The sequence below is a fragment of the Mycobacterium sp. E2699 genome, from assembly GCF_001666745.1.
GTDB lineage: Bacteria > Actinomycetota > Actinomycetes > Mycobacteriales > Mycobacteriaceae > Mycobacterium.
Map to the genome: position 1 here is coordinate 46,599 of NZ_LZJH01000147.1, position 25,301 is coordinate 71,899.

The window sequence follows — 25,301 nt, forward strand, 5'->3', positions numbered from 1 at the left end:
TTTTGCGTCTGCTCGCGGGGCTTAGCTCGACTCGGCCAGCCGCTGCTTGAGGGCCTCGAACTCGTCCTTGACCCCGGTGGGCAGCTTCTCGCCGACGAACTCGAACCACTCCTCGATCAGCGGCAATTCCTGCCGCCACTCGTCGGCGTTGACCAGCAACGCCCGCTCGACGTCGGCGTCGTCCACGTCGAGGCCGTCGAGGTCCAGGTCCTCGGCGGTCGGCACGATGCCGATCGGCGTCTCCTTGCCGCCGGCCCGGTGCTCGATGCGGTCGACGATCCACTTCAGCACCCGGCTGTTCTCGCCGAAGCCCGGCCAGAGGAATTGACCCTCGTCGCCGCGGCGGAACCAGTTGACGAAGAACACCTTCGGCAGCTTGGACTCGTCGGAGTTCTTGCCCAGGTCCAGCCAGTGCTGGAAGTAGTCGCCGACGTGGTAGCCCAGGAACGGCAGCATGGCCATCGGGTCGCGGCGCACGGTGCCGACCTTGCCCTCGGCGGCGGCCGTCTGCTCGCTGCCCATGGTGGCGCCCATGAACACGCCGTGCTGCCAGTCGCGCGCCTGCGTCACCAGCGGCACCGTGGTCTTGCGGCGGGCGCCGAACAGGATGCCCGAAATCGGCACGCCCTGCGGGTCGTCCCACTCCGGCGCCAGGATCGGGCACTGCGACATCGGCGTGCAGTACCGCGAATTCGGGTGCGCGGCTTTGGTTTCCGTCTCGCGGATGTACCAGTCGTGACCCTTCCAGTCGATCAGGTGATCCGGCTCGCCCTCCAGGCCTTCCCACCACACCTCGTCGTCATCGGTGAGCGCGACGTTGGTGAACACGGTGTTGCCCGCGGCGATCGTGCGCATGGCGTTGGGGTTGGACTTCCAGTTGGTGCCCGGCGCCACCCCGAAGAAACCGAACTCGGGGTTGACCGCGTACAGCCGGCCGTCCTTGCCGAACCGCATCCAGGCGATGTCGTCACCCAGCGTCTCGGCGCGCCAGCCCGGGATTGTCGGCTGCAGCATGGCGAGGTTGGTCTTGCCGCACGCCGACGGGAACGCCGCGGCGAAGTAGTAGGCCTTGTTCTCCGGGGAGATCAGCTTGAGGATCAGCATGTGCTCGGCGAGCCAGCCCTCGTCGTGGGCCATCGCCGACGCGATGCGCAGCGAGTAGCACTTCTTGCCCAGCAGGGCGTTGCCGCCGTAGCCGGAGCCGTAGCTCATGATCTCGCGGGTCTCCGGGAAGTGGGTGATGTATTTGGTGTCGTTGCAGGGCCACGGCACGTCCTGCTGGCCCGGCTCCAGCGGGGCGCCCACCGAGTGCAACGCCTTGACGAAGAACCCGTCGTCGCCGATCTTCTCCAGCGCGGCCTTGCCCATCCGGGTCATCACCTTCATCGAGACGACGACGTACTCGGAGTCCGTGATCTCGACGCCGAGCTTGGGGTCCTCGGCGCCCAGCGGGCCCATGCAGAACGGCACCACGTACATGGTGCGGCCGCGCATGCAGCCGCGGTACAGGTCGTTCAGGGTGGACCGCATCTCGGCGGGGTCCATCCAGTTGTTGGTCGGTCCGGCGTCGATCTCGCGCTCGGAGCAGATGAAGGTCCGCGATTCCACCCGCGCCACGTCCGACGGGTCGGACAGCGCCAGGAAGGAGTTCGGGTACTCCTTGTGGTTCAGCCGCTTGAAGGTGCCCGCCTCGACGAGCTGGTCCGTCAGCCGCTTCCACTCTTCGTCGGAGCCGTCAGCGAACACCACCCGGTCGGGCTGCGTGAGCTCGGCAACCTCCTGCACCCAGGCCAACAGGCCGGGATGGTTGGTGGGTGCGCTGTCCAGACCGGGAATGGTCGCTGAAGTCATCGAACTCTCCTGAATTCTTCTGCCTGCTAACCGGCATCTTCCGCTTGCGTATGCGTTCGCCCACACAACTGTTTACATGGTGGCGTTAACTACAGGTTATCGTGATCGCCTTGTCGGGGAGGTCTCGGGCAGGTATAAGCCTTCTCACAACAACGATTCAGAAACAGGGCCGAACGTCACCCGGAATCGCCATTCTCGCTCCTCGAAGCTGGTCCATCGTTTTCGCCCTCGGGTTGGGGTGTACCCAGTTCGCCCAGTTCTGCACGCACGGCGTCCAGCGCGGCCTGCACGGTGGGCATCTCCCGGTCACGCGCCGCGGCGGCCCGCGCCGCCGCAATGGCATGCTCGCGCAGTTCGCTGTCGATCGCGCTGACCTGCTCGGCCACATGCGCGTTCTCGGCCTCGTCCCGGGCGACCAGCGCGGTGCTCAGCAGGGACTCGGCGACCAGCACGCGGGTGGCGACCAGTTCCTCGACCGCCGACTGCAGCGACGCCGTCACCTCGCCCGTCCAGCGGTCCAGCAACGCCCGGTCGCGCAGCAGGCCGCGGATGTGGATGACCACGAACGTCACCGCCACCCCGATCGCGACGCACGCCGCGGCCCCGGCCACCGCCAGCGCGGGGCTCAGCCGGGAGGTCAGCCCGCCCACCAGTCGGCTGAGCGTGAGCGCCACGCCGAGCCCGAACGCGGCGCCCAGCAGCATCAACAGCCACGTCTCCTGCCGCCGGGATTTCAGCGGCGGGGGCGGCACGTCGATCGTCGGCAGCTTCTCCACGTCCGGCAGCGCCACCGGCACGCCCAGCACCTGCGCGACGTCGGCGAGCTGGGTGGTGGTTCCCTCGCTCACCTCGGCCACCACCTCGTCGACCCGCCCGCGCGTGTAGGCCTCGAAGCCGGCCATCCTCCCCCGGGACAAGCCGGCGGCGTCCTCCTGCAACTCGCCTCGCACCGACGAACAACGGTTGCGCGCGAAGTAGGACAACTGGACCCGGGCCTGCTGAATCTGGCCGCGCAGGGTGATGGTGCGCTCGGTCCTGGACTGCCGCCGCTGCCGCAGGGCCGCGCTGCGCTCCTCGCGCAGCGCATCGACCCGGGCGCGCCGGCCCGCCCCCTCGGCGTCCCGGTCGAACCGCCGCGTGACCGTCTGCAGCCGGGATTCCCACGCGCGTAACCGGTTTCGCCGCGGGATGTCGGCGTCGTCGAGTTCCGCTGCGACGGTCTGCACCAGGTCGTCGACGTCCGGGTCGCCGAGGTCGGGCAGGGCGGCGGCGCCCACCCACGGCACCCGGCCGTACCGGGGCGCGTGCGCGGCCAGGGCGTCGCGGTCGGCGGCCATCACGTCGCGCCAATTGCGGTGGACGTCGATCTTGGACACCACGCCGACGACGACGTCGGTGTGGTCGGCGGCGGCGTCCAGCAGCGCGCAGTCGGACGGGCTCAGCGGCGCGGCCGCGGACACCACGAAAATCACCGCGGTCGGCGCGTCCCCGGGCCCCAGATCCGTGGACTCGACGAACTTGTGTTGTGGCAGCCGTTCGCGCAGCGCGGCGAGCACCGCGGTGACGCCGGCCAGCCACGGGCCCGTCACCAACACCACGTCGCGGCGGTTGATGGCGGGCGCGTCCAGCCGGGGACCGATCGTCGCCACCAGCGCGTCCACCCGGTCCACCGGGTCCTCGCCGTTCAACAGGACTCCCGGGGCAGCGGCCCGCCGTCGCGCGACCACAGCCGCAGCGATCCCCGGGCGATGTCCGCGCCGCAGGCGCGGTGCAGCTCGCTCACCGGGCCCAGGCCGTAGCGCTGCCAGCGCACGGCGCGCGGCAGGTGCGCGACCGGTTCTTCGGGCGTCGCGCGCTCCAGCCCCGCCGCCTCGGCCAGCTCGACGGCGGCGGCCATGCGCGCGACCACGGTGTCGTCACTGCACAGGAAGCCGTGGATGCCTTCGTCAACCACGGCGAGGGCCTCCAGCTCGGCGACGGCCCGGAGCACCCGCCGGTAACGCACCTCGGCCCCGAGCACCGAGACCCTGCCCAGGACGGCGTCGACGCCGCTGACGCGGCGCAACAACGCGCGGAACTGCGCCGGCGTCCTGCCCCGCCGGGCCGCGGCGATCCCGAGCGCGACGCCGAACACGTCCAGCGCGTCCAGCAGGCGCACCCGCAGCGCGGTCGGCACCGGGTTGTCGGCGGCCAGGAACCCGGCGAACGAGCCGTCGAGACAGGTGGCGCCGCCCGGATCGGCGGCCAGCGCCCGCAGCGCCGCCCACAGGGCGCCGTCCAGGTCCCGCGCCGCGGCCACCGCGAGCAGCCCGCTCATCGGCTCCATCGGCGCCCCCGCGCGCGCGGACAGCTCGGTGCAACGCGAACGCGCCGCCGCCATCGGCCCCGCGCCGGCCCGACCGGACAGCGAGCCGGTCAGGTCGGCCTTGTTCAGGACCGCCAGGACCGGGCGCGCGGCGGCGGCGATCGCCCCGGTGTCCTCGGGTTTGATCACCTCGGCGGTGACATAGACGTCCAGGTCGGCGGCGTCGGTCACCCCCGTGGTCACCGCGAGCCCGGCGAGGGCGAGGGCGCGAGCCACCGTGCGGCGGCCCACCCCGCGGCGCCCGCCGACGGCCACGCGCAGCGGCGCGGCGCATCGCCTCGCGACCACCGTCACGCGCGGGTCGGCGTGGCCGTCGGCAAAGGCCCGCAGCTCGTCGACGAAAATTCCGTGCCCTTGTCTCGTCATTTCCTGTCCGATTCAACCTCACCGAATGGTGGCATCTACGTCACCCAGATGCGAGCCACCGGGCTGTTACCAGTCGAAGGCAACTGTTGGGTATCAATCTGGATCAGGGGCGGCTACATCGGAGGTTCATGGGCCACCATGGACAAATGCATGCGCAACCCGGGGTCGGGACGTGTCCCGACGCGCCGGTGGGATCGGAGGCTGGCCTGGAGACAGGAGTGGGGGCGGTCCCGGGGCCGCCCGATCGGGACCGCCCCGATCAGCGCCACCTCCCGGCCACGAGCTTCCGCTCGCGGCGTTCGGCGCTTTCCGGGGCCCAGCGCGAGACGTGGGAGCGGCTCTGGCCGGAACTGGGCATCTCGGTCGGCACCCCCGCGGAGGGCGCTCCCCGGCGCACGGAGCCGCTGAACACCGAGGCGTGGTTCGGCCGCCGCGCACCGGTGGTGCTCGAAATCGGTTGCGGCAGCGGCATATCCACCCTGGCGATGGCCAAGGACGAGCCCCACATCGACGTGATCGCGGTGGAGATCTACCGCCGCGGGCTGGCGCAGCTGCTGAGCGCGATCGACCGCGAGCGCGTCGACAACATCCGGCTGATCCGCGGCAACGCGATCGACGTGCTGGACCGCCTGATCGAGCCGGGCTCACTGACCGGGGTGCGGGTCTTCTTTCCCGATCCCTGGCCCAAGGCCCGGCACCACAAACGCCGGTTTCTGCAACCGGGCACGATTGGCCTGATCGCCGACCGGCTACTCCCCGGTGGTGTCCTGCACGCCGCGACCGACCACCAGGGCTACGCCGAGCAGATCTCCGAGGTCGGCGACGCCGAACCGCGGCTGCGGCGTGCCGACCCGGGCGCCGCGTTGCCGATCTCGGTCGCCCGGCCCACCACCAAGTACGAGACCAAGGCCCAAGAAGCGGGCAGCGTCGTGAACGAATTCGTCTGGATAAAGGCTGCACAAGGCTGAAAGAGGCAGTGACATGAGCCTGACGGAAGAAACCACAGCGGCCCCGGAAGAGGCACCGCTGGACGCACCGGCGGTGCTGTCCGCCGAGGGCCTGAGCAGCTTCGAACCGCCGGCAGGCCGCGTCCTGCTGGTCTGGGACGCGCCCAACCTCGACATGGGCCTGGGCTCCATCCTCGGCCGGCGCCCGACGGCCCTGGAACGTCCGCGTTTCGACGCCCTCGGCCGCTGGCTGCTGGCGCGCACCGCGGAGGTCAGCTCGGGGCGGCCCGGCGTGGTCATCGAACCCGAGGCGACCGTCTTCACCAACATCGCGCCGGGCAGCGCCGAAGTCGTGCGGCCGTGGGTGGACGCGCTGCGTAACGTGGGGTTCGCCGTGTTCGCCAAGCCGAAGATCGACGAGGACAGCGACGTGGACCGCGACATGCTGGCCCACATCGCGCAGCGGCACCGGGAGGGGCTCGCGGCGCTGGTGGTGGCCTCCGCCGACGGCCAGGCGTTCCGCCAGCCCCTGGAGGACATCGCGCGGGCCGGGGTGGCCGTGCAGGTGATCGGATTTCGTGAACACGCGAGTTGGGCGCTAGCGTCGGATACCTTGGACTTCGTCGACCTGGAAGACATCAACGGTGTTTTCCGGGAACCGTTGCCACGGATCGGCCTGGATTCGCTGCCTGATCAGGGGGCGTGGCTGCAGCCGTTCCGGCCGCTGTCCGCCCTGTTGACCACGCGTGTGTGAGACTGGCGTCAAAAAACCGAAAGAAGCACAGCGCGGGTCGCTAGCGATCCAGTAAGGAGCTTACGTGTTCGCCTGGTGGGGTCGAACCGTGTACCGCTATCGGTACATCGTGATCGGGGTCATGGTGGCCCTGTGCCTCGGCGGCGGCGTCTTCGGCATGAGCCTGGGCAAGCACGTCACGCAGAGCGGCTTCTACGACGACGGCAGCCAATCCGTCAAAGCCTCGGTGCTGGGCGACCAGACGTACGGCCGCGATCGCACGAGCCACATCGTCGCCACCTTCACGGCGCCCGACGGCAAGACCGTGGACGACCCGGCGTGGCACCAGAAGATCGTCGACGAGCTGAACAAGTTCAAGAACGACCACCCGAACCAGGTCGTCGGGTGGGCGGGCTGGCTCGCGGTGGCCAACCCCGCCGACGCGCCCCCGCTGATCAAGGGGATGGCCACCGAGGACAAGAAGCACACCTTCGTGTCCATCCCGCTCAAGGGCGACGACGACGACACGATCCTCAACAACTACAAGACGATCGCGCCCGACCTGCAGAAGCTCGACGGCGGCACCGTCCAGCTCGCCGGCCTCGAGCCGATCGCCAACGCCCTGACCGGCACCATCGCCACCGACCAGCGCCGCATGGAGGTGCTGGCGCTGCCGGCGGTGACGGTGGTGCTGTTCCTGGTGTTCGGCGGGGCGATCGCCGCCGGCCTGCCGGTGATGGTGGGCGGGCTGAGCATCGCGGGCGCGCTGGGCATCCTGCGGTTCATCGCGATGTTCGGGCCGGTGCACTATTTCGCCCAGCCGGTGGTCTCGCTGATCGGCCTGGGTATCGCGATCGACTACGGGCTTTTCGTGGTGAGCCGGTTCCGCGAGGAGATCGCCGAGGGCTACGACACCGAGGCCGCCGTGCGAAGAACCGTCATGACGGCGGGCCGGACCGTCACCTTCTCGGCGGTGCTGATCATCGCGTCCAGCGCCAGCCTGCTCGCGCTGCCGCAGGGCTTCGTCCATTCGCTGACCTATGCGATCTTCGCCGCGGTGGGGCTTGCGGCGATCCTGTCGATCACGCTGCTCCCGGCCTGCCTGGGCATCCTCGGCCGGCACGTCGACGCGCTGGGCGTGCGGACGGCTTTCCGCGTCCCGTTCCTGCGCAACTGGAAGGTGTCGCGCGCCTACCTGAACTGGCTCGCCGACCGGCTGCAGAAGACCAAGACCCGCGAGGAGGTCGAGGCCGGGTTCTGGGGCAAGCTGGTCAACTTCGTGATGAAGCGCCCGCTGATGTTCGCCATCCCCATCGCCGTCGCGATGATCCTGCTGGTGATCCCGCTGGGCAACCTGTCCTTCGGCGGCATGAGCGAGAAGTACCTGCCGCCGAACAACTCCGTCCGGCTGGCGCAGGAGCACTTCGACAAGCTGTTCCCCGGGTACCGGACCGAGCAGTTGACGATGGTCATCAAGAGCAACAACGGCAGCAAGGTCACCGACCAGCAGGTCGCGGACATCCGCAACAAGCTCGCGCCGATCACCGGGTTCACCGACAAGACGTGGCAGGAGCGGCCGTGCCCCACGATCGCCGGCAATCCCTGCGTCAACGGCCCGAACGGGACGTCACAGCCCAAAGACGACTCGATACGGGTCATCCAGAACGGGTTGTCCAATCGCGGTGACGCCGCCAAGAAGATCAGCGAACTGCGCGCCATACCGCCGCCGAAGGGCCTCACCCTGCTGGTGGGCGGCACGCCGGCGCTCGAGCAGGACAGCATTCACAGCCTGTTCGACAAGGCGCCGCTGATGCTGGTCCTGTTGCTCGGCGCCACAACCGTGTTGATGTTCCTGGCGTTCGGCTCGTTCGTGCTGCCGATCAAGGCGGTGGTGATGAGCGCGCTGACGCTGGGATCCACCCTGGGGATCCTGACGTGGATCTTCGTCGACGGGCACTTCTCCACGTGGCTGAACTTCACCCCGACACCGCTGATGGTGGTGCTGATCGCGCTGGTCGTCGCGGTGGGTTTCGGCCTGGCCACCGACTACGAGGTGTTCCTGGTCTCCCGCATGGTCGAGGCGCGCGAGCGCGGCATGTCCACCGCCGAGGCCATCCGGATCGGCACCGCGACCACCGGCCGCCTGATCACGGCCGCCGCGCTGGTCCTCGCCGTGGTCGCAGCGTCGTTCGTGTTCTCCGACCTGGTGCTGATGAAATACCTGGCCTTCGGCCTGATGGCCGCGCTGCTGCTGGACGCGACCGTGGTCCGGATGTTCCTGGTGCCTTCGGTGATGAAGCTGCTCGGCGACGACTGCTGGTGGGCGCCGCGCTGGGCCCGGCGCCTGCAGAACCGGCTCGGGCTGGGCGAGATCGACCTGCCCGACGAGCGCAAGCGCCCCACGCTCAACGGGCGCCCAGCCAGGCCCCCGGTCGCGGCCGCCAGCCTGGTCGCCGCGACGCCGCGCGCGCCGCACGACCCCACGCACCCGGGCGCGCTGGAGCCGTCGCGGGTGGGCCCCCCGGAGCCGAGGCCGGCTCAGGAACCCCCGGCCGGCGAGCCGTCCCGCGCCGACACCACCCGGATGCAGGCCAGGCCGGCCCAACCGGCCGACGCCAAGACGGCGCGTCTCGCGGCGCCGACCGGCACCGGGCCGGCGGCGCCCCGGCCGCCTGCGCCCCCGTCCAGCGGTCAGACCCGGGCGATCCCCGTCCCCACCAGCCACTCCGGGGACAACAGCGGCGACCCGGCCGACCCCACCGCCGCCCTCCCGGTCATGCGGTCCGGCGCCACCGATTCCGACGCGGCCACCGAGCAGCTCAACGCGCGCGGCCACAACGAGCACGGCGGCCAGAGCGACAATGGCGACAGTGGCGACGATTCGCGTCCGCGTCGCCGGGGCGGCGGGGGCGGCGCGGGGGTCAGCGCCCAGGACCTGCTGCGGCGCGAGGGACGGCTGTAAGGGCTCAGGGCCCGTCTCCCGGCTCGTCGGGTTCCGCCTGCACGACCACGCCCGCCTCGTCACCCTCGGCCTGCTTTTCGGCCTCGGCGGCCGGATTCGGGGCGAGCAACACCTGGATCGCATTGTTGAGGAACGCGACCGTCGGAACGGCCAGCAGGGCGCCGACGATCCCGGCGAGCACGCCACCGGTGGAGATGGCCAGCACCACCGCCAGCGGATGGATCGACACCGCCCGGCCCATCACCAGCGGCTGCAGCAAATGCGCTTCGAGCTGGTTGACCGCGACCAGCAAACCGAGGGTGATCAGCGCGTAGACCGCGCCCTTCGCCAGCAGGGCCACCACCACGGCCAGGAAGCCGGCGATCACCGCACCCACCAGGGGGATGAAGGCGCCCAGGAACACCAGCGAGGCCAGCGGCAGCGCCAGCGGGATGCCCATGATCGCCAACCCCGTCCCGACGCCGGCCGCATCGGTCAGGGCGACCAGGAAGGTGGCCCGCACGTAGCCGATCAGCGATCCGTAGCCGGCGTTGCCCGCCTCGCGCACCCTGTCCCGGACGCCGACCGGGAAGATCTTGGTGACGTACTGCCAGATGTTGCGCCCGCCGTAGAGGAAGAAGATCAGTGTGAACAGGGCCAACACGGCGGCGGTGACCAGCTCGGTGATGGTGGCCGCGGTGGCCAGCGCGCCGCTGGTCAGCTTCGACTGGTTGTTGCGCAGCGCCTGGGTCGCGGCGTTGCCCGCGTTGGAGATCTGTTCGCCCCGCAGATGCAGCGGACCCTCGATCAGCCACCGGCGGGTGGAGTCGATGCTGTGGGTGATCTGGTCGGTCAGGTCGGGCAGGCCGTAGACGAATTGCACGATGACGAACGCCAGGATGCCGCCGAAGACGGCGAATCCGCCCAGCAGGACCAGCGCCACCGCGGCGCCGCGGGCCAGGCCCCTCTTGTCGATCCAGTCAACCGCCGGAACCAGCAAAGCGCTGATCATGAGCGCCAGCAACACCGGGACAACGATGACTTCGAGCTTCTTCACCACCCACAGCAGGGCGACGACCGCGGCCAGGATGACGAGCAAACGCCAGGCCCACGCCGCGGCCTTACGGACCAGGGGTTCGACTGACGCAGCCTCCGAGGCGTGGTCGAGGTTTGCCGGCATCGGGCCAGCCTAGCGGGCGCCGCCGCAGCCGGTCGGCGCCCGCATCCCCCCGGAAATCCTCCCGCCCGGCACGATCCGGTTACGACCCCGGAACGACCCTGACACAGTCGGAGCCGCGCCCGGCGGGCCGCGCCACCTGCGCGGTTACCCTAAAGCACGTGCCGCACCACGCACCCGCCCGCAAGCTCGAACTGACGCGTGAAGCTCCCCCGCGCGGCAGATACTGGTGGGTGCGCTGGGTCATCCTGGCCATCGTCGCGGTCGTGCTTGCTGTCGAGATTTCGCTCGGCTGGAATCAGCTGGCCAAGGCCTGGATGAGCCTGTACGAGGCCAACTGGTGGTGGCTGATCGCCTCGGTGCTGGCGTCGGTGGCGTCGATGCACAGCTTCGCGCAGATCCAGCGCACCCTGCTGGGATCGGCCGGCGTGCACGTCAAGCAATGGCGGTCGGAGGCCGCGTTCTATGCGGCCAACTCGCTGAGCACCACGCTGCCCGGCGGCCCCGTGCTGTCGGCGACGTTCCTGCTGCGCCAGCAGCGGATCTGGGGCGCCTCGACCGTGGTGGCCTCGTGGCAGTTGGTGATGTCCGGCGTGCTGCAGGCGGTAGGGCTGGCGCTGCTCGGCCTGGGTGGCGCGTTGTTCCTGGGCGCCAAGAACAACCCGTTCACGCTGCTGTTCACGCTGGGTGGCTTCGTCGCGCTGCTGCTGCTGGCCCAGGCGGTGGCGTCGCGGCCGGAGCTGATCGAGGGCATCGGCAGCCGGGTGTTGTCGTGGTTCAACTCCGTCCGGGGCAAGCCGGCCGACACCGGCCTGGACCGGTGGCGCGAGACGCTCACGCAGCTCGAATCGGTGAGCCTGGGCCGCCGCGACCTCGGCGTGGCCTTCAGCTGGTCGATGTTCAACTGGATCGCGGACGTGGCCTGCCTCGGCTTCGCCGCCTACGCCGCCGGCGACCACGCGTCGGTGGCCGGGCTGACGGTCGCGTACGCGGCGGCCCGCGCGGTCGGCACCATTCCGCTGATGCCGGGCGGCCTGCTGGTCGTCGAGGCGGTGCTCGTGCCCGGCCTGGTGTCCAGCGGGATGTCGTTGCCGAACGCCATCTCCGCGATGCTCATCTACCGGCTGATCAGCTGGCTGCTCATCTCCGCCGTCGGCTGGGTGGTGTTCTTCTTCGTGTTCCGCACCGAGAACGGCGGCGACTCCGACGGCGACGACCCCATCACCGGTCCGTTGCCCGTGGTGCGTCACGACCCGGCCTTCGACACGACCGAGGCCGCCCTGCAGGGCCCGTTGCCGCCGCCCGAGCGGCAGCCGGAGCCCGGCGTTGGGCCGGCTTTCTAGCCGACGTTATTCGGTCGCGGTCCGCCGATCGTGACGCCGGGCAGCGTGCCGCCCGGGGTGCCGGCCGCGGGCGGGGCGGCCGCGGGGTTGCCGGGCAGCGCCGGCAGCCCGCCGGCCGCGCCCTGTGCCTGCTGCATCATGCCCATCGCCTGCGGGATGGTGATCGGCAGCTTGCACTGCGTCGAGATGTTGGTCAATGGCTGCGCGAGCGACGTCATGTCGCCGGCGACCTTGGGGTTGGCCTCCAAATAGGACTTCAGCCCGGTGAGGGATTGTGGCCCGGCCTGCTGCTGCAACATCGTCGTCATCGCCTGGTTGGTCTCGGGATGCGAGTCCAGGTAGTCCCCCATGGACTTCGAGACAGCACCGATCGTGCGGGCGACCTCGCTGGCCGCGCACGGGTCGTTGGCGCCCGTCGCGGGCGGCCCGGCCAGAACTGCGAGAGCGGCGCCGGGTGCGGCGGCGGCGATCAGCCCGGCCAGCAGCCTGCGGCGCGCGGTCGCGGTGACGGTCAGCATGGGTCACTCCTTAGTTTGCGGAGGCGCGCGGCGTCCTGAACGCCCCGCAAACGGTTGGCATGAACGGCTTTTCCCGGCGGGGTTCCCCGCTCCCCCCGCGCGGCCATCGGACATCCTGCCATCCCCGACAGGGCCCTGCCACCTCGTGTGACCGACATCCCGCTTGGTCACCGGTTCACGACGACTTTGTGGCGGCTTGGCAACGTCCGTGTCTGCGCAGCTCAGGAACCAGATAAGCCGACATAATCCACAGGCTGCTGCGGTATTCTCGCCTGCACGCATTGCGCGAGAGCCCGGGGAGTGACGAAATCCAGCAGTTCATGATGCGCGTCAGTCGCAGCCTGCGTAAGTACCGCTGGTTGGTCTTCACAGGCTGGTTGCTGGCATTGGTGCCCGCGGTGTATCTGGCGATGTCGGAGTCGGGAAACCTCACCGGCGGCGGTTTCGAGGTGGCCGGGTCCCAGTCGCTGGCCGTGCACGATCAGCTCGAGGATCTCTACCACGACCAGGGCGCATCGTCGTTGGCGCTGGTCGCGGCCCCGCGACCGGACGCCAGCTACGCCGACATCAACGACGCGGTCGCGATGCTGCGGCAGGTCGCCGGCGAGTTCCCCGGCGTCACCGAGGTGCCCAACCCCGGCCAGCGACCGCCGCAGCCCGACCGTCCGTACGTGGTGTCGCTGCGGCTGGACGCGCGCAACGCCGGCACCAGCGACCTCGCCAAGCAGCTGCAACGGAAGGTCGGTGTCAGGGGCGACCAGTCGGGCCAGACCGCCAACGGCCGGGTGCGGCTCTACGTGATCGGCCAGGGCGCACTGAGCGCCGCGGCGGCGGCGAACACCAAGCACGACATCGCCGCCGCCGAAAAATGGAACCTGCCGATCATCCTGATCGTCCTGCTGGCGGTGTTCGGTTCGCTGGCCGCCGCGACCATCCCGCTGGCCCTCGGCGCCTGCACCGTCGTGGTCACGATGGGCCTGGTCTACCTGTTGTCGACGTACACCACCATGTCGGTGTTCGTGACGTCGACGGTGTCGATGTTCGGCATCGCGCTCGCCGTCGACTATTCGTTGTTCATCCTGATGCGCTTCCGCGAGGAACTGCGCGCCGGCCGCCAGCCGAACGAGGCCGTCGACGCCGCGATGGCCACCTCCGGGCTGGCGGTGGTGCTGTCGGGGATGACCGTCGTCGCCTCCCTGACCGGCATCTACATCATCAACACCCCGGCGCTGAAGTCGATGGCCACCGGCGCGATCCTGGCCGTCGCGGTCGCGATGCTCTCGGCGGCCACCCTGACGCCGGCGGTGCTGGCGACCTTCGGCCGGGCGGCCGCCAAGCGCTCGCGCCTCTTCCACTGGTCGCGCCAGCCCGAGGGCAGCCAGTCCCGGTTCTGGAATCGCTGGATCGGCTGGGTGATGCGTCGCCCGTGGGCGTCGGCGGTGGCGGCGTCGGTGGTGCTGCTGCTGATGGCCGTGCCGGCGGGATCGATGGTGCTGGGCAACAGCCTGCTGCGCCAGTTCGACTCGTCGCATGAGATCCGGGCCGGGGTCGGCGCGGCGGCGCAGGCGCTCGGGCCCGGCGCGCTGGGGCCGATCCGGGTGCTGATCAGCTTTCCCGACGGCGGCGCCGCCTCACCCGAGCACAGCCAGACGGTCGCCGCGATCCGCCAGAAGATGACGCAGGCCCCCAACATCGTCTCGGTGTCGCCGCCGCAATTCGCCGAGGACAACGGGAGCGCACTGCTGTCGGCGGTATTGTCGGTGGACCCCGAGGACATGAAGGCCCGCGACACCGTCGGCTGGATGCGCGTGCAGCTGTCCAAGGTGCCCGACCCGGGCACGGCGCGGGTCGACGTCGGCGGCCCGACCGCGCTGATCAAGGACTTCGACGACCGGGTGTCGCAAACCGAGCCGTTCGTGCTGCTCTTCGTGGCGCTGATCGCCTTCGTGATGCTGCTGATCTCCATCCACTCGGTGTTCTTGGCGTTCAAGGGCGTCCTGATGACGCTGCTGTCCGTCGCCGCCGCCTACGGCAGCCTGGTGATGGTCTTCCAGTGGGGCTGGTTGCGGGGCCTGGGTTTCACCCAGATCAGCTCGATCGACAGCACCGTCCCGCCGCTGGTGCTGGCGATGACGTTCGGGCTGTCGATGGACTACGAGATCTTCCTGCTCACCCGCATCCGGGAGCGCTTCCTGCACTCCGGGAACACCCGCGACGCGGTCGCCTACGGCGTGAGCACCAGCGCCCGCACGATCACCAGCGCCGCCCTGATCATGATCGCGGTGTTCATCGGCTTCGCGTTCGCCGGCATGCCGCTGGTGGCCGAGATCGGCGTGGCGTGCGCCGTCGCGATCGCGGTGGACGCCACGGTGGTGCGGCTCGTCCTGGTCCCTGCGCTGATGGCGATGTTCGCCCAGTGGAACTGGTGGCTGCCCGACTGGCTGCGCCGCATCTTGCCGTCGGTCGACTTCGACAGGCCGCTGCCCGAGGTCGACCTCGGCGACGTGGTGGTCATCCCCGACGACATCTCCGCGCTGGCGGCGCCCAGCGCCGACCTGCGCATGGTGCTCAAGTCGGCCGCGAAGCTCAAACACCTTGCGCCCGACGCCATTTGCGTGGCCGACCCGCTGGCCTTCACCGGCTGCGGCCGCAACGGCACGGCGGGCCACGCCGGCTTTGAGAAAGGCCCCGCCGGGAGCCGGGGGCTCGGCCCCGGGCAGATTCCGCACCAGGTCAACATCGACGACGAGGCGGGGGCCGACGTGAGCCCGGCGGCCAGGAACGGCAGCAACGGTCACCCGGGCGCCAAGAAGCCGGCCGTCGGCCGGGCGTCGCGCAACGGCATCGCCCGCGCGATCGCGGGGGACCGCCCCGTTCATCCCGTCACGCTGTGGCGGGGACGGCTGTCGGTCGCCATCGACGCGCTGGAGACCGGCGTCGAGGAGTGCGACCCCCCGCGATACGAGCGGCGCAGCCCGGTGGAAACCACCAACGTGCAGCTGCCCACCGGTGACCGCCTGCTCGTCCCGACCGGCGCGGAGGCGCTGCGGCTCAAGGGCTACCTGATCATGTGCCGTAACAGCAGCCGCGATTACGCCGAATTTGCTGACATGGTGGACACCGTGGAGCCGCAGACCGCCGCGGTGGTGCTCTCCGGCATGGACAGGTATTACTGGTGTCAAACGCCCAGGCGGGAGTGGATGGCGACGCAGCTGGTCCGCCGGCTCGCGGATCCGCATCCGTCCGATTTGGGCGACAACGGGTGGTCGGAGCCCGACGCCAGGGCAAACTGGGAAGATGTCCGGCAGCGCTGCCTGTCGGTGGCCGTAGCGATGCTGGAGGAGGCGAGGTGACGTTGGCATCCGAGCGACGCCCGGCGCCGCCGCCCCAGCCGCCCGCAGGCGAACGGCGCAGCCCCAACGGGGCACCTCCGGAACCTTTTCAGGACCCCGAGCAGCCGGTGGAGTTCTGGCCGACGGCCGCCATCCGCTCGGCCCTGCAGGGCGGTGACATCGCGACCTGGAAGCGCATCGCCGCCGCGCTGAAGCGCGATCCGTACGGCCGGACGGCCCGCCAGGTCGAGGAGGTCCTCGAGGGGACGCGGCCCTACGGCATCTCCAAGGCGCTGTGGGAGGTGCTGGAGCGCGCCCGCACCCACCTGGAGGCCAACGAACGCGCCGAGGTGGCGCGCCACGTGCGGCTGCTGATCGACCGGTCCGGCCTGGGCGAGCAGGAATTCGCGTCGCGCATCGGGGTGTCGTCCGAGGACCTGGCCACCTACCTGGACGGCAGCATCAGCCCGACGTCGGCGCTGATGATCCGGATGCGCCGGCTGTCGGACCGGTTCGTCAAGGTCAAGTCCGCGCGGTCGACCGAATCGAACTGATCAACGGGAGTTGATCGGCCGCACGTCGGCCACCAGCCAGGTGCCGCCCTTCTTGGCCAGGGTCAACCGCAACGCGGGAGCGACCTGTGTGGGCGGCTGGCCGGGCGCGTTCTGCGTCACCCGCAGGATCACCGCCACGCTGGCCGCCGACGGCCCGAGGGCCTCTACCCCGGCCGCCAGCGTCGCGGCCTGGGCGGTGACGTTGTGCTGGGCCAGGTCTGCGCTCGACTTCTGGTACTGGTCGCGGAAGGCGGCCGCCTGCTCCGGCATCATCAGCGCCGCGGCCCGGTCGAGGGAGCTGGCCGGCGCGCCGGGGGTGAACGACGCCATCGCCTCGGCCATCCCGGTCGCGACCGACACCACCTCCCGGGAATCCTTCTTGAAGTCGCGGTCCGCCCTCGTCCAGTGCGTATAGCCGGTCAGCACCGCCGCGCACAGGGCCGCCGCGCACAGCAGCACCACGGCCAGCCGCAGCCCCGGCGCGTCGTCGTCGGTGCCGACGCTGACCGAATCGCGGCGCAGCAACCAGAAATTGACGCCGACGCCCTCGGCGATCAGCACCAGCAGCGCCGTGCACCCTGCGACCCACCACACCGGCCAGCCGAGAACCACCCCGATCGCCAGCAGGGCGGCGACGGCGGCCAGCGGCGCCGCGATGTCGAAGGCCAGCAGCCGCCACAGGTTTCTCATCGGATGGATCCCAGCCCGGAGATCATCAGCTTGCCGTCCACGTCGGAGACGTCGAGGCGCAGGTTCCAGTGCACCACCTGGGGCTTGGCCCCGACGTTCTCGCTGACCGACGTCGCGACCACCATCACCGAGTCCGTCCGGCTGGCGAACGGCGGCAGCTTGGTGGTGACCACCTCCCGGGGAGGCCTGCCGCCCCCCGGCTGGGTGTCCGGGTCGCGGCGCACCGTTTCGATCGCCACCGCCTCGATCCGCCCGGCGCTCTGCGACTGCAGCTTCTGCACCACCTGCCGGTAGGGCTCCACGGCCGCGTCGAAGTCGGTGTTGAGCTCCCCGACGGTGCCGTCGTGCAGCTTCTGCAAGCTCGAGTCGATGTTGCCGCTGTTCATGTTGATCAGCACGCCGGTCCACTCGGCGGCGGTCTGCATGACGCGGGTCAGATAGGCCCGCTCGCCCAGCTCGTCGCGGTGCGCCGACCAGATGAGGTAGCAGAACACCACCGCGGCCACCGCCAGCACGCCCAGCACGGTCGACGCGATGCCGTACGGGGAAAAGATGCGGCCGCCCGGTCCGGGCCCCGGGGCGCCGGCTTCGGACTCGACGTCGTCCTCGGATTCGACGTCGTCTTCGGAGTCGACCTCGTCGGCGTCGGCGGACATGGGCCGATCGTTGCACCCAAAAGAAGCTGGCAGGATGGCGGGGTGACTGTAGAGGCCATCCGATCGGGATTAGACCTGAGCTTTGTCGACGCGAACGCCCGCCCCCAGGACGACCTGTTCGGCCATGTCAACGGCCGCTGGCTGGCCGACTACGAGATCCCCCCGGACCGGGCGACCGACGGCGCGTTCAGGCAGCTGTTCGACCGCGCCGAGGAACAGGTTCGCGACCTGATCGAGGAGGCCGGCCGGCAGGGCGCCCCGGCGGGCAGCGACGAACAACGCATCGGTGACCTCTACGGCAGCTTCCTCGACGAACAAGCCGTCGAGCGCCGCGGCCTGGCGCCGCTGCTCGACGAACTGGCCCTGATCGACGACTGCGCGGACCCCGACGCCCTGGCCGCGGTGCTCGGCGCCCTGCAACGCACCGGTGTCGGCGGCGGCGTGGCGTTCTACGTGGACACCGACGCCAAGAACTCGGCCCGCTACCTGATGCACTTCTCGCAGTCGGGGATCGGACTGCCCGACGAGTCGTACTTCCGTGAGGAGCGGCACGCCGCCGTGCTCGCCGCGTACCCGGGGCATATCGCGCGGATGTTCGGCCTGGTCGTCGGCGGCGATCACGCGGACGCCGCGGCCCGTATCGTGGCGCTGGAGAGCAAACTCGCGGCCGCGCACTGGGACGTGGTGAAGCGCCGCGACGCCGACCTGAGCTACAACCTGCGCGCCTTCGCCGAGTTGCGGGACGAGGCAACCGGTTTCGACTGGGCCGGCTGGGCGGCGGCGCTGGGCAGCACGCGCGACGCCCTCGCGGAAGTGGTTGTGCGCCAACCGGATTACCTGGCCGCGTTCGCGGCGCTGTGGGACAGCGAGGACATCGAGGACTGGAAGCTCTGGGCGCGGTGGCGGGTGATCCGCGCCCGCGCGTCCTGGCTGACCGATGAGCTGGTCGCCGCCGACTTCGAGTTCTATGGCCGCCTGCTGACCGGCGCCGAGCAGATCCGCGAGCGCTGGAAGCGCGCGGTGTCGCTGGTGGAGAGCCTGTTGGGCGACGCGGTCGGAAAGCTGTACGTGCAGCGACATTTCCCGCCGGGCGCCAAGGCCCGCATCGACGCCCTGGTGGACAACCTCAAGGCCGCGTACCGGGAGTCCATCAGCGAGTTGGACTGGATGACGCCGCAGACCCGCGAGCGCGCGCTGAGGAAGCTGGAGAAGTTCACCGCCAAGGTCGGCTACCCGGTCAAGTGGCGGGACTACTCCGCGCTGGTGATCGACCGCAACGACCTGTACGGCAACTACCGGCGCGGGTACGCGGTCAATCACGACCGCGAGCTGGCCAAGCTCGGCGGTCCGGTGGACCGCGACGAGTGGTTCATGACGCCGCAGACCGTCAACGCGTACTACAACCCGGGCATGAACGAAATCGTCTTCCCCGCGGCCATTTTGCAGCCGCCGTTCTTCGACGCCGAGGCAGACGACGCCGCCAACTACGGCGGCATCGGGTCGGTGATCGGTCACGAGATCGGGCACGGCTTCGACGACCAGGGTGCCAAGTACGACGGCGACGGCAACCTGGTCGACTGGTGGACCGACGACGACCGCACCGAGTTCGGCACCCGCACCAGGGCGCTGATCGAGCAGTACGACGCGTACGTGCCGCGAGCACTCGCCGAACATCAGGGCCCGCCCCATGTTCAAGGCGCCTTCACCGTGGGCGAGAACATCGGCGACCTCGGCGGGTTGTCGATTGCGCTGCTCGCCTACCAGTTGTCGCTGAACGGCGAGCCCGCCCCCGTCATCGACGGACTCACCGGCGTGCAGCGCGTGTTCTACGGCTGGGCCCAGGTGTGGCGCACCAAATCCCGTGACGCGGAAGCGATCCGGCGCCTGGCGGTCGACCCGCATTCGCCGCCGGAGTTCCGTTGCAACGGCGTCGTCCGCAACATGGACGCCTTCTACGACGCCTTCGGCGTGGCCGAGGGTGACGCCCTGTACCTGGAGCCCGGGCGGCGCGTCCGCATCTGGAACTAGGCCGCCTTATCTGGCGAGCAGACGCAAAAGCGCCGCGACACGCCGTCAAACGGGAATTTTTGTGTCTGCTCGGCACAATTCGATGCGGGCGGGCACGTGCTTGTGCCAGGGCGTGCCGGCGTAGGGGTCGCGCCATTGGGTGGACGTCAGCGCGTTCGGGGCGACACCGGGCGTGACGACGTTGCCGTCGTCGTCGACGTAGTCCAGGCCGAAACCGTTGGGCAGGGAAGCGTGCCCGGCGAGCATGGTCTCGGTGATCTCGACCGTCGCCTCGGCGCTGCCGGCCGCGGTGCTGATGCGGGCCCGTGCACCGTCCACCAGTCCGAGGTCCTGCGCGTCCTCGACGCTGACCCGCAGCGCCCCGTCGGCGTCGCGTTTGCGCCAGGACGGGTCGCGGAAGATGTCGTTGGCGGTGTAGGCGCGCCGCTCCCCCACCGACAGCACGATCGGGAACTCCGGTGTGGTCAGCCGGGGCGGCGTCGCGGCCAAGGCCCTTAGCTCGTCGAGCATTTCGGGGATCTCCAGCGCGATCTTGTGGTCGGCGTGGCCGATCAGGCCGAAGTCGTCCTGGTACTCGTGCCGGGTGAAGGTGACGCCCGACGGGTTGTCGAGGATTGCGTCGAACAGCGCGTTGCCGTCGGCGTGGCCGGCCCGCCGCACGGCCTCGGGGTAGGCCATCGCTGTCTTCTGGGCCAGCCCCCACGCGGCGGCCGCGCCGGCCAACCCGTCGGGCAGCGTCGGACCCAGCGTCTCGTAGAGAACATACGGAACCAGTTTCGCCATCGTCGGATTGCTCGCCACCGCGGTCAGGAACGCCTCGGTGTAGGACTGGCGGCCGCGCCGCGCGGCCTCGTGCAGCGGGCGCAACTCGGCATCGTCGAGCACGCCGAGCGCGCGCACCAGCCGCGCCCAGATCTCCGGCTCGGGCAGCGTGCCCGGCAACGGCGGCAGCAGCGGCCGGCGCAACTGGAAAGTGTTGGCGGGGAACTCGAAGTTGAAGAAGGTGGCCTCGCACTTCTCGAACTGCGACGCCGCGGGCAGCACGTAGTGGGCCAGCCGGGCGGTCTCGGTCATCGCGACGTCGACGACGACCATCAGCTCGAGGCTTTGGAAGGCTTCCCGGCACGCGGCCGAATTGGCCAGGGAATGCGCGGGATTCGCGCTTTCGACGATCATGGCCCGGAACCGGTCGGGGTGATCGGTCAGGATCTCCTCGGGCACCGCGTTGCTGGGGATCAACCCGGCGATGACGGGCGCACCGGTGACGGGCGTGCGGCCAGAGACGGTGCTGAACAGCGGCGCAAACGACGAATGCAGGTGCTGGCCGCCCTTTTTCGCGAAGTTGCCGGTCAGGATCCACAGCATCTTGTTCAGGTAGGAGCACAGCGTGCTGTTGGGCGCCTGCTGCACCCCGAGGTCCTCGAACACCGCGACGCTGCCGGCGGTGCCGATGCGCCGCGCCGCCGCGCGCAGCAGTTCCTCGTCGACCCCGCAGCGCTGCGCGTAGTCGGCGACCGGGACGTCGCGCAGCGCGGCGCGCACGGCGTCGGCGCCGTGCACGTGCTGGGCGAGAAACACCTCGTTGCAAAGGTTTTCCTGGACGAGGACCGCGGCCAGCGCCGCCAGACACCACGCGTCGGTTCCGGGCCGCGCCCGCAGGTGGAAGTCGGCCATCTTCGCGGTGTCGGTGAGCACCGGGTCGATCACGATCATCGAGCGCGCCGGGTCCTTGGCGATCTCGTTGAGCACCACGCGGGCGCGCGGGAAGCTCTGGGACATCCACGGGTTCTTGCCGACGAACACCGACACCTCGGCGTGCTCGAACTCGCCGCGGGTGTGCCCGCCGTACAGTTGGGCGTCGACCCACGCCTCGCCGGTCTTCTCCTGCGCCAACGCATTTGACCGGTACCTCGACCCTAGCGCCTTGAGGAACGCCCCGCTGTAGGCGCCGCCGAGGTGATTGCCCTGACCCCCGCCGCCGTAGTAGAAGATCTTGTCGCCGCCGTAGGTGTCGCGGATCTGCTTGAACCCCTCGGCGATCTCGACAATCGCGGTGTCCCAGTCGATTTCCTCGAAGGTTCCGTCGGGGCGGCGGCGCATCGGCGCGGTCAGGCGGGCGCGGTTGTTCTGGTAGTGGTCGAGCCGCAGCGCCTTGTTACAGGTGTAGCCCTGCGACCCGGGGTGCGCCTTGTCGCCCCGGATGCGGGCCAGCCGGCCGTCTTCGACCTGGACCACGATGCCGCAGTTGCATTCGCAGAGGATGCAGGCGGTGGGCTGCCAGTCGGTGGTGGTCTTTTCAGTTGTCGTCATGGCGCGTTCCCTTCGGCGAGCTCGGTGACGAGCAGTCGGTGCAGCTGGCGGTGGACGACATCGAGGGGGGTGAGGTCGCGCCGCACCCGGGCCAGGAGGATCGCGCCCTCCAGCGCCGAGGTCGTCAGCACCGCGAGCTCGTGGGCGCGGTCCGGCGCGATGCCGTCGGCGATGAGGCGCTGGGCGATCAGGTCCGACCACCGGTCGAACACCGCGGCCGCGCGCTCGACCACCGGCGCCATCCGCTCGCGGTCGGACTGCTCGCCGGCCTCGACGGAGACCGCGACGACGGGGCAGCCGGCGCGGAAGTCAGTCTCCAAGAGCTGGCGGCGGTACTTGTCGATGAGCGTGTCCAGCAGTTCCAGGCCGCCGCCGGCCTCGTCGATGACGCCGGCCACGTGCTCGCCGGCGTAGTCGACGGCCTCGCAGAGCAGCTGCGTCCGCCCGCCGGGGAAGTAGTGGTAGGCCGAGCCGCGCGGCGCGCCGCTGTGCTCGAGGACGTCCGAGATGGCGGTGGCATGCGCGCCGCGCTCCCTGATCAGCAGCGCGGCGGAAACCACCATCCGCTCGCGTGGGCTGCGCATATGTATGATGCTATACATAACCCCCGGGCCCGCGAAAGGGGCCCGGCAGTCGCAAAAGCCCCCCATTCGTAGGCGAAAAGGGGGCTTTTGTGACTGCTCGGCTACGCCGTCACGACATCCAGTCGGCGGACCCGTCGTTCTTCTTGTAGTCGCCGCCGGTGGAGTTCTTCACGACGATCGGGTCACCGGGACCGAAGTTGTCGAAGAACCACCGCGCGTTGGACGGGCTGATGTTGATGCAGCCGTGGCTGACGTCGCGCTTGCCCTGGTCGTCCACCGACCATGGCGCACTGTGCACATAGTCGCCGACGTTGTCGAAGCGGACCGCGTCCTCGACCGTCACCTTGTAGCCGTAGGTCGAGTTGACCGGGACCCCGTAGGTCGAGGAGTCCATCACCACCGACGCCTTCTTGTCCTGCACGTAGTAGGTGCCATTGGGCGTCTGGTGGTTGCCGGACGTCATGCCCATCGACATCGGGAAGGTCTTCTCCACGGTGCCGTTGCGGGTGACGGTCAGCTGATGCGTGGCGTCGTCGGCCGTGGCGATCAGTGTGTCCCCGGTCTGGAAGCTCATCACGGTGCCGCCGGCGTCGACGGTCACCGCGGTGTGGGCGGGCCAGAAGCTCAGCGGGCGCCAGCGCAGCTGGGTCGGCGTCATCCAGTAGAACTTGCCCGGCACCGGCGGGGTCGACATCACGTGCACGGCGTCGATGGCCGCGCCCGCGTCCTCGACGGTCCCGGGGAAGTTGATGATGATCGGCTGGCCCACACCCACCGTCGACCCGGGCTTCGGGACGAACGACGGCGGACCGAACGGCGGGGTGCCGGTGAAGGCCGTCGGGTTCTGCCCGGCGGCGGGACCCGCGGCCGCGGGCGCGGCACCGGGGAAGGGCATCCATGGCGCCGGTGGCGGGGCCGCCAGGGGGTCGGCCGGCGCCGGCGGCGGCGACGGCGGTCCGGGAGGCGCGGCGACGACGCCCGGGTCGCCGGGGGCGGGGTCAGGGTCCGCCAGCGCGGGGCCGGCGCTCAGCACCAGCACACCGAGCATTGACGCCACTCCGGCTGCCTTCAGCGCCGCGAAGAGGCCCTTCGACATATGCATCCCTCCAGTCGCCATCTAACGAAACAGTGTGGCATAGCGAGCTGGCCAGCTACCTCCGCCGAGGCCGTAGGCGGGCGGCCCGCCACGTGGTTTACGCTCTTGAGCTGCGCAGCTATGAATTGCGTGAGGTTGCCGCGGCTACGTCGAGCGTCTGCCGGTTGGCCGCCATGGCGACCAGGGCGGTGGCCATCAGGGCCGCCGAGGCGGTCAGCATCAGCGCGACGCTGCGCTCGTAGAGCAGCCCGCCGGCCAGCGAGCCGGCCATGATGCCGACCTGAAACGCCGTCACGTACAGGCCCGACGCGCCGTCCGGGTCGTCGGCCCCGTTGCGCATCGCGGCGGATTGCATCATCGGCGACACGGCGGTGGCCATCGCGCCCCACAGGACGATCGCGGCCGTCCCCGTCAGGGCGGTCACCGCCGCCGGCGCGCCGCCGAACGCGAGCGCGGTCAGCACCACGAACGCGGCGGTCAAGCCGGCCATGCAGAGCAGGACCGCTCCGCGGGGCCGCCGGTCCAGGGGGCGCGCCACCAAACCCACGGCCACCACGCCGGCGGCGCCGTAGGCGGCCAGCACCCAGGCGAGATTGGGCCCGCGCACGCCGACGACGTCGCGGATGATCACCACGATGTACGTGTAGGACACGAAGTGGCCCGTGACCCCGACCATGGTGATCAGGCTGACGATGATCAGCCGGCGGTTGCGGTGGTGCCGCGCCCGCGGACCCACGCATTTGAGCTGATCGTCGGTGAGCACCAGCTCGGGCAGCAACAGCCAGGCCGCCACGGTGACGACGGCCGCGGCGGCCGTAATGCACACCGCGGCCAGCCGCCAGCCCCACATCAGGCTCATGGCGGCGGTGAGCGGGCTGCCGATCACCAGCGCCAGGCTGGTGCCGACGTAGATCGACATCGTGGCGCGCCCCGCATGGCTGGGCGGCACCAGCCGGGTGGCGATCGGGGCGATGATCGACCACAGCAGCCCGTGGGTCACCGCACACAACACCCGCCCGACGGCCAGCACCGCGAAGTTGGGCGCCAGCGCCGAGATGAGCTGCGAGACGGTCAGGCAGACCAGGCTGAACACCAGCGCGCGCCGGCGCGGCCAGTGCGCCGTCCAGCGCACCAGCGGGAACGTCGACAGGGCCGCCACCAGCGCGTACCAGGACAGCAGCGTCCCGACCAGAACCACGCTGACGTGCAGGTTCCGCGCGATCGCCGACAGGGCGCCCACCGGCAGGAGTTCGGCCGTCACGTAGGTGAACGCCGCGGCGGCCAGCACGGTCAGCTGCGCCGCGACCCGTGGCGTCCACGTTCGCGCGGCGGTGCTGGTGGCGGCAGTCATGGCGGTCATCGGTTGGGCACGCAATCGGCCGGGCAAGGCTGCTGGGCGAGATCACGCTGCACCTACCGTACGCACCGCAACAATAGGTTCCCGCGAGTTAGCGGTTCAACACGCCCACCGACGAGCGGTCAGGACCGCACCAGGCGCGCGATCGCTGCCGACGCCTCGGCCAGCTTCTCGTCGGCATCGTCGCCGCCCTCGGCCACCGCGCGCGTGACGCAGTGGCCCAGGTGCTCGTCGAGCAGGTTCAGCGCCACCGAGCGCAGGGCGCTGTTGACGGCGCTGATCTGGGTGAGGACGTCGATGCAGTATTTGTCTTCCTCGATCATCCGCGCGATCCCGCGCACCTGTCCCTCGATGCGCCGCAGCCGCTTGGCGTAGTTGTCCTTCTGCTGCGAATATCCGTGTGCGCTCGTCACCGCTCGAGTCTACCCCATACCCCGACGGGGTATGACCCGC

19 protein-coding genes are annotated in these 25,301 nt (G+C 70.2%); 7 read left to right on the forward strand and 12 right to left on the reverse strand.

Annotated elements, in window-relative coordinates; genetic code table 11:
- Window positions 1-21: 21 nt before the first annotated feature.
- The 3 genes from A5696_RS25485 to A5696_RS25495 form a co-directional block, all read right to left on the reverse strand.
- Window positions 22-1,851: a phosphoenolpyruvate carboxykinase (GTP) gene (locus A5696_RS25485; protein WP_067883802.1), complete on the reverse strand. Its 1,830-nt coding sequence runs from the start codon at window positions 1,849-1,851 to the stop codon at window positions 22-24.
- A gap of 176 nt (window positions 1,852-2,027) precedes the next feature.
- On the reverse strand, window positions 2,028-3,539 hold the full coding sequence (locus A5696_RS25490; RefSeq protein WP_067884217.1) for a hypothetical protein: 1,512 nt from the start codon (window positions 3,537-3,539) through the stop codon (window positions 2,028-2,030).
- A complete protein-coding gene (locus tag A5696_RS25495) occupies window positions 3,536-4,582 on the reverse strand; it encodes a hypothetical protein (RefSeq protein ID WP_067883804.1) in 1,047 nt (348 codons plus the stop codon). The genes A5696_RS25490 and A5696_RS25495 overlap by 4 nt, the downstream gene beginning before the upstream one ends.
- A gap of 128 nt (window positions 4,583-4,710) precedes the next feature.
- On the opposite strand from A5696_RS25495, the gene trmB reads away from it, so the two are divergent.
- The 3 genes from trmB (at window position 4,711) to A5696_RS25510 (ending at window position 9,224) form a co-directional block, all read left to right on the forward strand.
- A complete protein-coding gene (trmB, locus tag A5696_RS25500; RefSeq protein WP_156738589.1) occupies window positions 4,711-5,550 on the forward strand; it encodes a tRNA (guanosine(46)-N7)-methyltransferase TrmB in 840 nt (279 codons plus the stop codon).
- 13 nt (window positions 5,551-5,563) lie between these two features.
- Window positions 5,564-6,283, forward strand: a complete 720-nt coding sequence (locus tag A5696_RS25505) for an NYN domain-containing protein (RefSeq protein ID WP_067883808.1) — start codon at window positions 5,564-5,566, stop codon at window positions 6,281-6,283.
- Between the two features lie 64 nt (window positions 6,284-6,347).
- The gene (locus A5696_RS25510; RefSeq protein WP_067883809.1) at window positions 6,348-9,224 is read left to right on the forward strand and encodes an MMPL family transporter; all 2,877 of its coding nucleotides are present in this window, start codon (window positions 6,348-6,350) and stop codon (window positions 9,222-9,224) included.
- Between the two features lie 4 nt (window positions 9,225-9,228).
- Here A5696_RS25510 and A5696_RS25515 read toward each other — a convergent pair whose 3' ends face one another.
- A complete protein-coding gene (locus A5696_RS25515) occupies window positions 9,229-10,383 on the reverse strand; it encodes an AI-2E family transporter (protein ID WP_067883811.1) in 1,155 nt (384 codons plus the stop codon).
- Between the two features lie 158 nt (window positions 10,384-10,541).
- Here A5696_RS25515 and A5696_RS25520 point away from each other — a divergent pair, with 158 nt between their 5' ends.
- On the forward strand, window positions 10,542-11,723 hold the full coding sequence (locus A5696_RS25520) for a TIGR00374 family protein (protein ID WP_067883813.1): 1,182 nt from the start codon (window positions 10,542-10,544) through the stop codon (window positions 11,721-11,723).
- Here the strand turns inward: A5696_RS25520 and A5696_RS25525 are convergent.
- On the reverse strand, window positions 11,720-12,241 hold the full coding sequence (locus A5696_RS25525) for a hemophore (RefSeq protein ID WP_067883814.1): 522 nt from the start codon (window positions 12,239-12,241) through the stop codon (window positions 11,720-11,722). The genes A5696_RS25520 and A5696_RS25525 overlap by 4 nt on opposite strands.
- 320 nt (window positions 12,242-12,561) lie before the next feature.
- On the opposite strand from A5696_RS25525, the gene A5696_RS25530 reads away from it, so the two are divergent.
- Both A5696_RS25530 and A5696_RS25535 read left to right on the forward strand, forming a co-directional pair.
- The gene (locus A5696_RS25530) at window positions 12,562-15,594 is read left to right on the forward strand and encodes an efflux RND transporter permease subunit (protein WP_067883816.1); all 3,033 of its coding nucleotides are present in this window, start codon (window positions 12,562-12,564) and stop codon (window positions 15,592-15,594) included.
- Complete coding sequence (locus tag A5696_RS25535) at window positions 15,591-16,127, forward strand: hypothetical protein (protein ID WP_067883818.1); 537 nt, start codon at window positions 15,591-15,593, stop codon at window positions 16,125-16,127. Before A5696_RS25530 ends, A5696_RS25535 begins: the two co-directional genes overlap by 4 nt.
- Here A5696_RS25535 and A5696_RS25540 read toward each other — a convergent pair whose 3' ends face one another.
- Together A5696_RS25540 and A5696_RS25545 are read right to left on the reverse strand one after the other, a co-directional pair.
- Window positions 16,128-16,817 carry a hypothetical protein gene (locus A5696_RS25540; RefSeq protein WP_067883820.1) on the reverse strand — a complete coding sequence of 230 codons (690 nt, stop codon included), beginning with the start codon at window positions 16,815-16,817 and terminating at the stop codon, window positions 16,128-16,130.
- Window positions 16,814-17,473 carry a hypothetical protein gene (locus A5696_RS25545; protein WP_067883822.1) on the reverse strand — a complete coding sequence of 220 codons (660 nt, stop codon included), beginning with the start codon at window positions 17,471-17,473 and terminating at the stop codon, window positions 16,814-16,816. The genes A5696_RS25540 and A5696_RS25545 overlap by 4 nt, the downstream gene beginning before the upstream one ends.
- Before the next feature lie 42 nt (window positions 17,474-17,515).
- On the opposite strand from A5696_RS25545, the gene A5696_RS25550 reads away from it, so the two are divergent.
- Window positions 17,516-19,501: a M13 family metallopeptidase gene (locus A5696_RS25550; RefSeq protein WP_067883824.1), complete on the forward strand. Its 1,986-nt coding sequence runs from the start codon at window positions 17,516-17,518 to the stop codon at window positions 19,499-19,501.
- Between the two features lie 45 nt (window positions 19,502-19,546).
- Here A5696_RS25550 and A5696_RS25555 read toward each other — a convergent pair whose 3' ends face one another.
- The 5 genes from A5696_RS25555 to A5696_RS25575 all read right to left on the reverse strand — a co-directional run bounded on the left by A5696_RS25555 (window position 19,547) and on the right by A5696_RS25575 (window position 25,261).
- Window positions 19,547-21,811 (reverse strand): molybdopterin-dependent oxidoreductase, encoded by a 2,265-nt coding sequence (locus A5696_RS25555; protein WP_067883825.1) that lies wholly within the window; start codon window positions 21,809-21,811, stop codon window positions 19,547-19,549.
- Complete coding sequence (locus tag A5696_RS25560) at window positions 21,808-22,395, reverse strand: TetR/AcrR family transcriptional regulator (protein ID WP_067883827.1); 588 nt, start codon at window positions 22,393-22,395, stop codon at window positions 21,808-21,810. The genes A5696_RS25555 and A5696_RS25560 overlap by 4 nt, the downstream gene beginning before the upstream one ends.
- Before the next feature lie 109 nt (window positions 22,396-22,504).
- Window positions 22,505-23,491, reverse strand: a complete 987-nt coding sequence (locus A5696_RS25565; RefSeq protein ID WP_067883829.1) for an Ig-like domain-containing protein — start codon at window positions 23,489-23,491, stop codon at window positions 22,505-22,507.
- 118 nt (window positions 23,492-23,609) lie between these two features.
- Window positions 23,610-24,851 (reverse strand): MFS transporter, encoded by a 1,242-nt coding sequence (locus A5696_RS25570; RefSeq protein ID WP_067883830.1) that lies wholly within the window; start codon window positions 24,849-24,851, stop codon window positions 23,610-23,612.
- 119 nt (window positions 24,852-24,970) lie between these two features.
- Window positions 24,971-25,261, reverse strand: coding sequence for a metal-sensitive transcriptional regulator (locus A5696_RS25575; protein WP_067883832.1), 291 nt, complete (start codon window positions 25,259-25,261; stop codon window positions 24,971-24,973).
- Window positions 25,262-25,301: the final 40 nt, after the last annotated feature.

What these genes read in the sequence shown, in the direction of transcription:
- A5696_RS25485 (WP_067883802.1), bottom strand. Translation starts at nt 1,851, where the DNA reads ATGACTTCAGCGACCATTCCCGGTCTGGACAGCGCACCCACCAACCAT.
- A5696_RS25495 (WP_067883804.1), bottom strand. Translation starts at nt 4,582, where the DNA reads ATGACGAGACAAGGGCACGGAATTTTCGTCGACGAGCTGCGGGCCTTT.
- trmB (WP_156738589.1), top strand. Translation starts at nt 4,711, where the DNA reads ATGGGCCACCATGGACAAATGCATGCGCAACCCGGGGTCGGGACGTGT.
- A5696_RS25505 (WP_067883808.1), top strand. Translation starts at nt 5,564, where the DNA reads ATGAGCCTGACGGAAGAAACCACAGCGGCCCCGGAAGAGGCACCGCTG.
- A5696_RS25515 (WP_067883811.1), bottom strand. Translation starts at nt 10,383, where the DNA reads ATGCCGGCAAACCTCGACCACGCCTCGGAGGCTGCGTCAGTCGAACCC.
- A5696_RS25525 (WP_067883814.1), bottom strand. Translation starts at nt 12,241, where the DNA reads ATGCTGACCGTCACCGCGACCGCGCGCCGCAGGCTGCTGGCCGGGCTG.
- A5696_RS25530 (WP_067883816.1), top strand. Translation starts at nt 12,562, where the DNA reads ATGATGCGCGTCAGTCGCAGCCTGCGTAAGTACCGCTGGTTGGTCTTC.
- A5696_RS25540 (WP_067883820.1), bottom strand. Translation starts at nt 16,817, where the DNA reads ATGAGAAACCTGTGGCGGCTGCTGGCCTTCGACATCGCGGCGCCGCTG.
- A5696_RS25545 (WP_067883822.1), bottom strand. Translation starts at nt 17,473, where the DNA reads ATGTCCGCCGACGCCGACGAGGTCGACTCCGAAGACGACGTCGAATCC.
- A5696_RS25555 (WP_067883825.1), bottom strand. Translation starts at nt 21,811, where the DNA reads ATGACGACAACTGAAAAGACCACCACCGACTGGCAGCCCACCGCCTGC.
- A5696_RS25560 (WP_067883827.1), bottom strand. Translation starts at nt 22,395, where the DNA reads ATGCGCAGCCCACGCGAGCGGATGGTGGTTTCCGCCGCGCTGCTGATC.
- A5696_RS25565 (WP_067883829.1), bottom strand. Translation starts at nt 23,491, where the DNA reads ATGTCGAAGGGCCTCTTCGCGGCGCTGAAGGCAGCCGGAGTGGCGTCA.
- A5696_RS25570 (WP_067883830.1), bottom strand. Translation starts at nt 24,851, where the DNA reads ATGACCGCCATGACTGCCGCCACCAGCACCGCCGCGCGAACGTGGACG.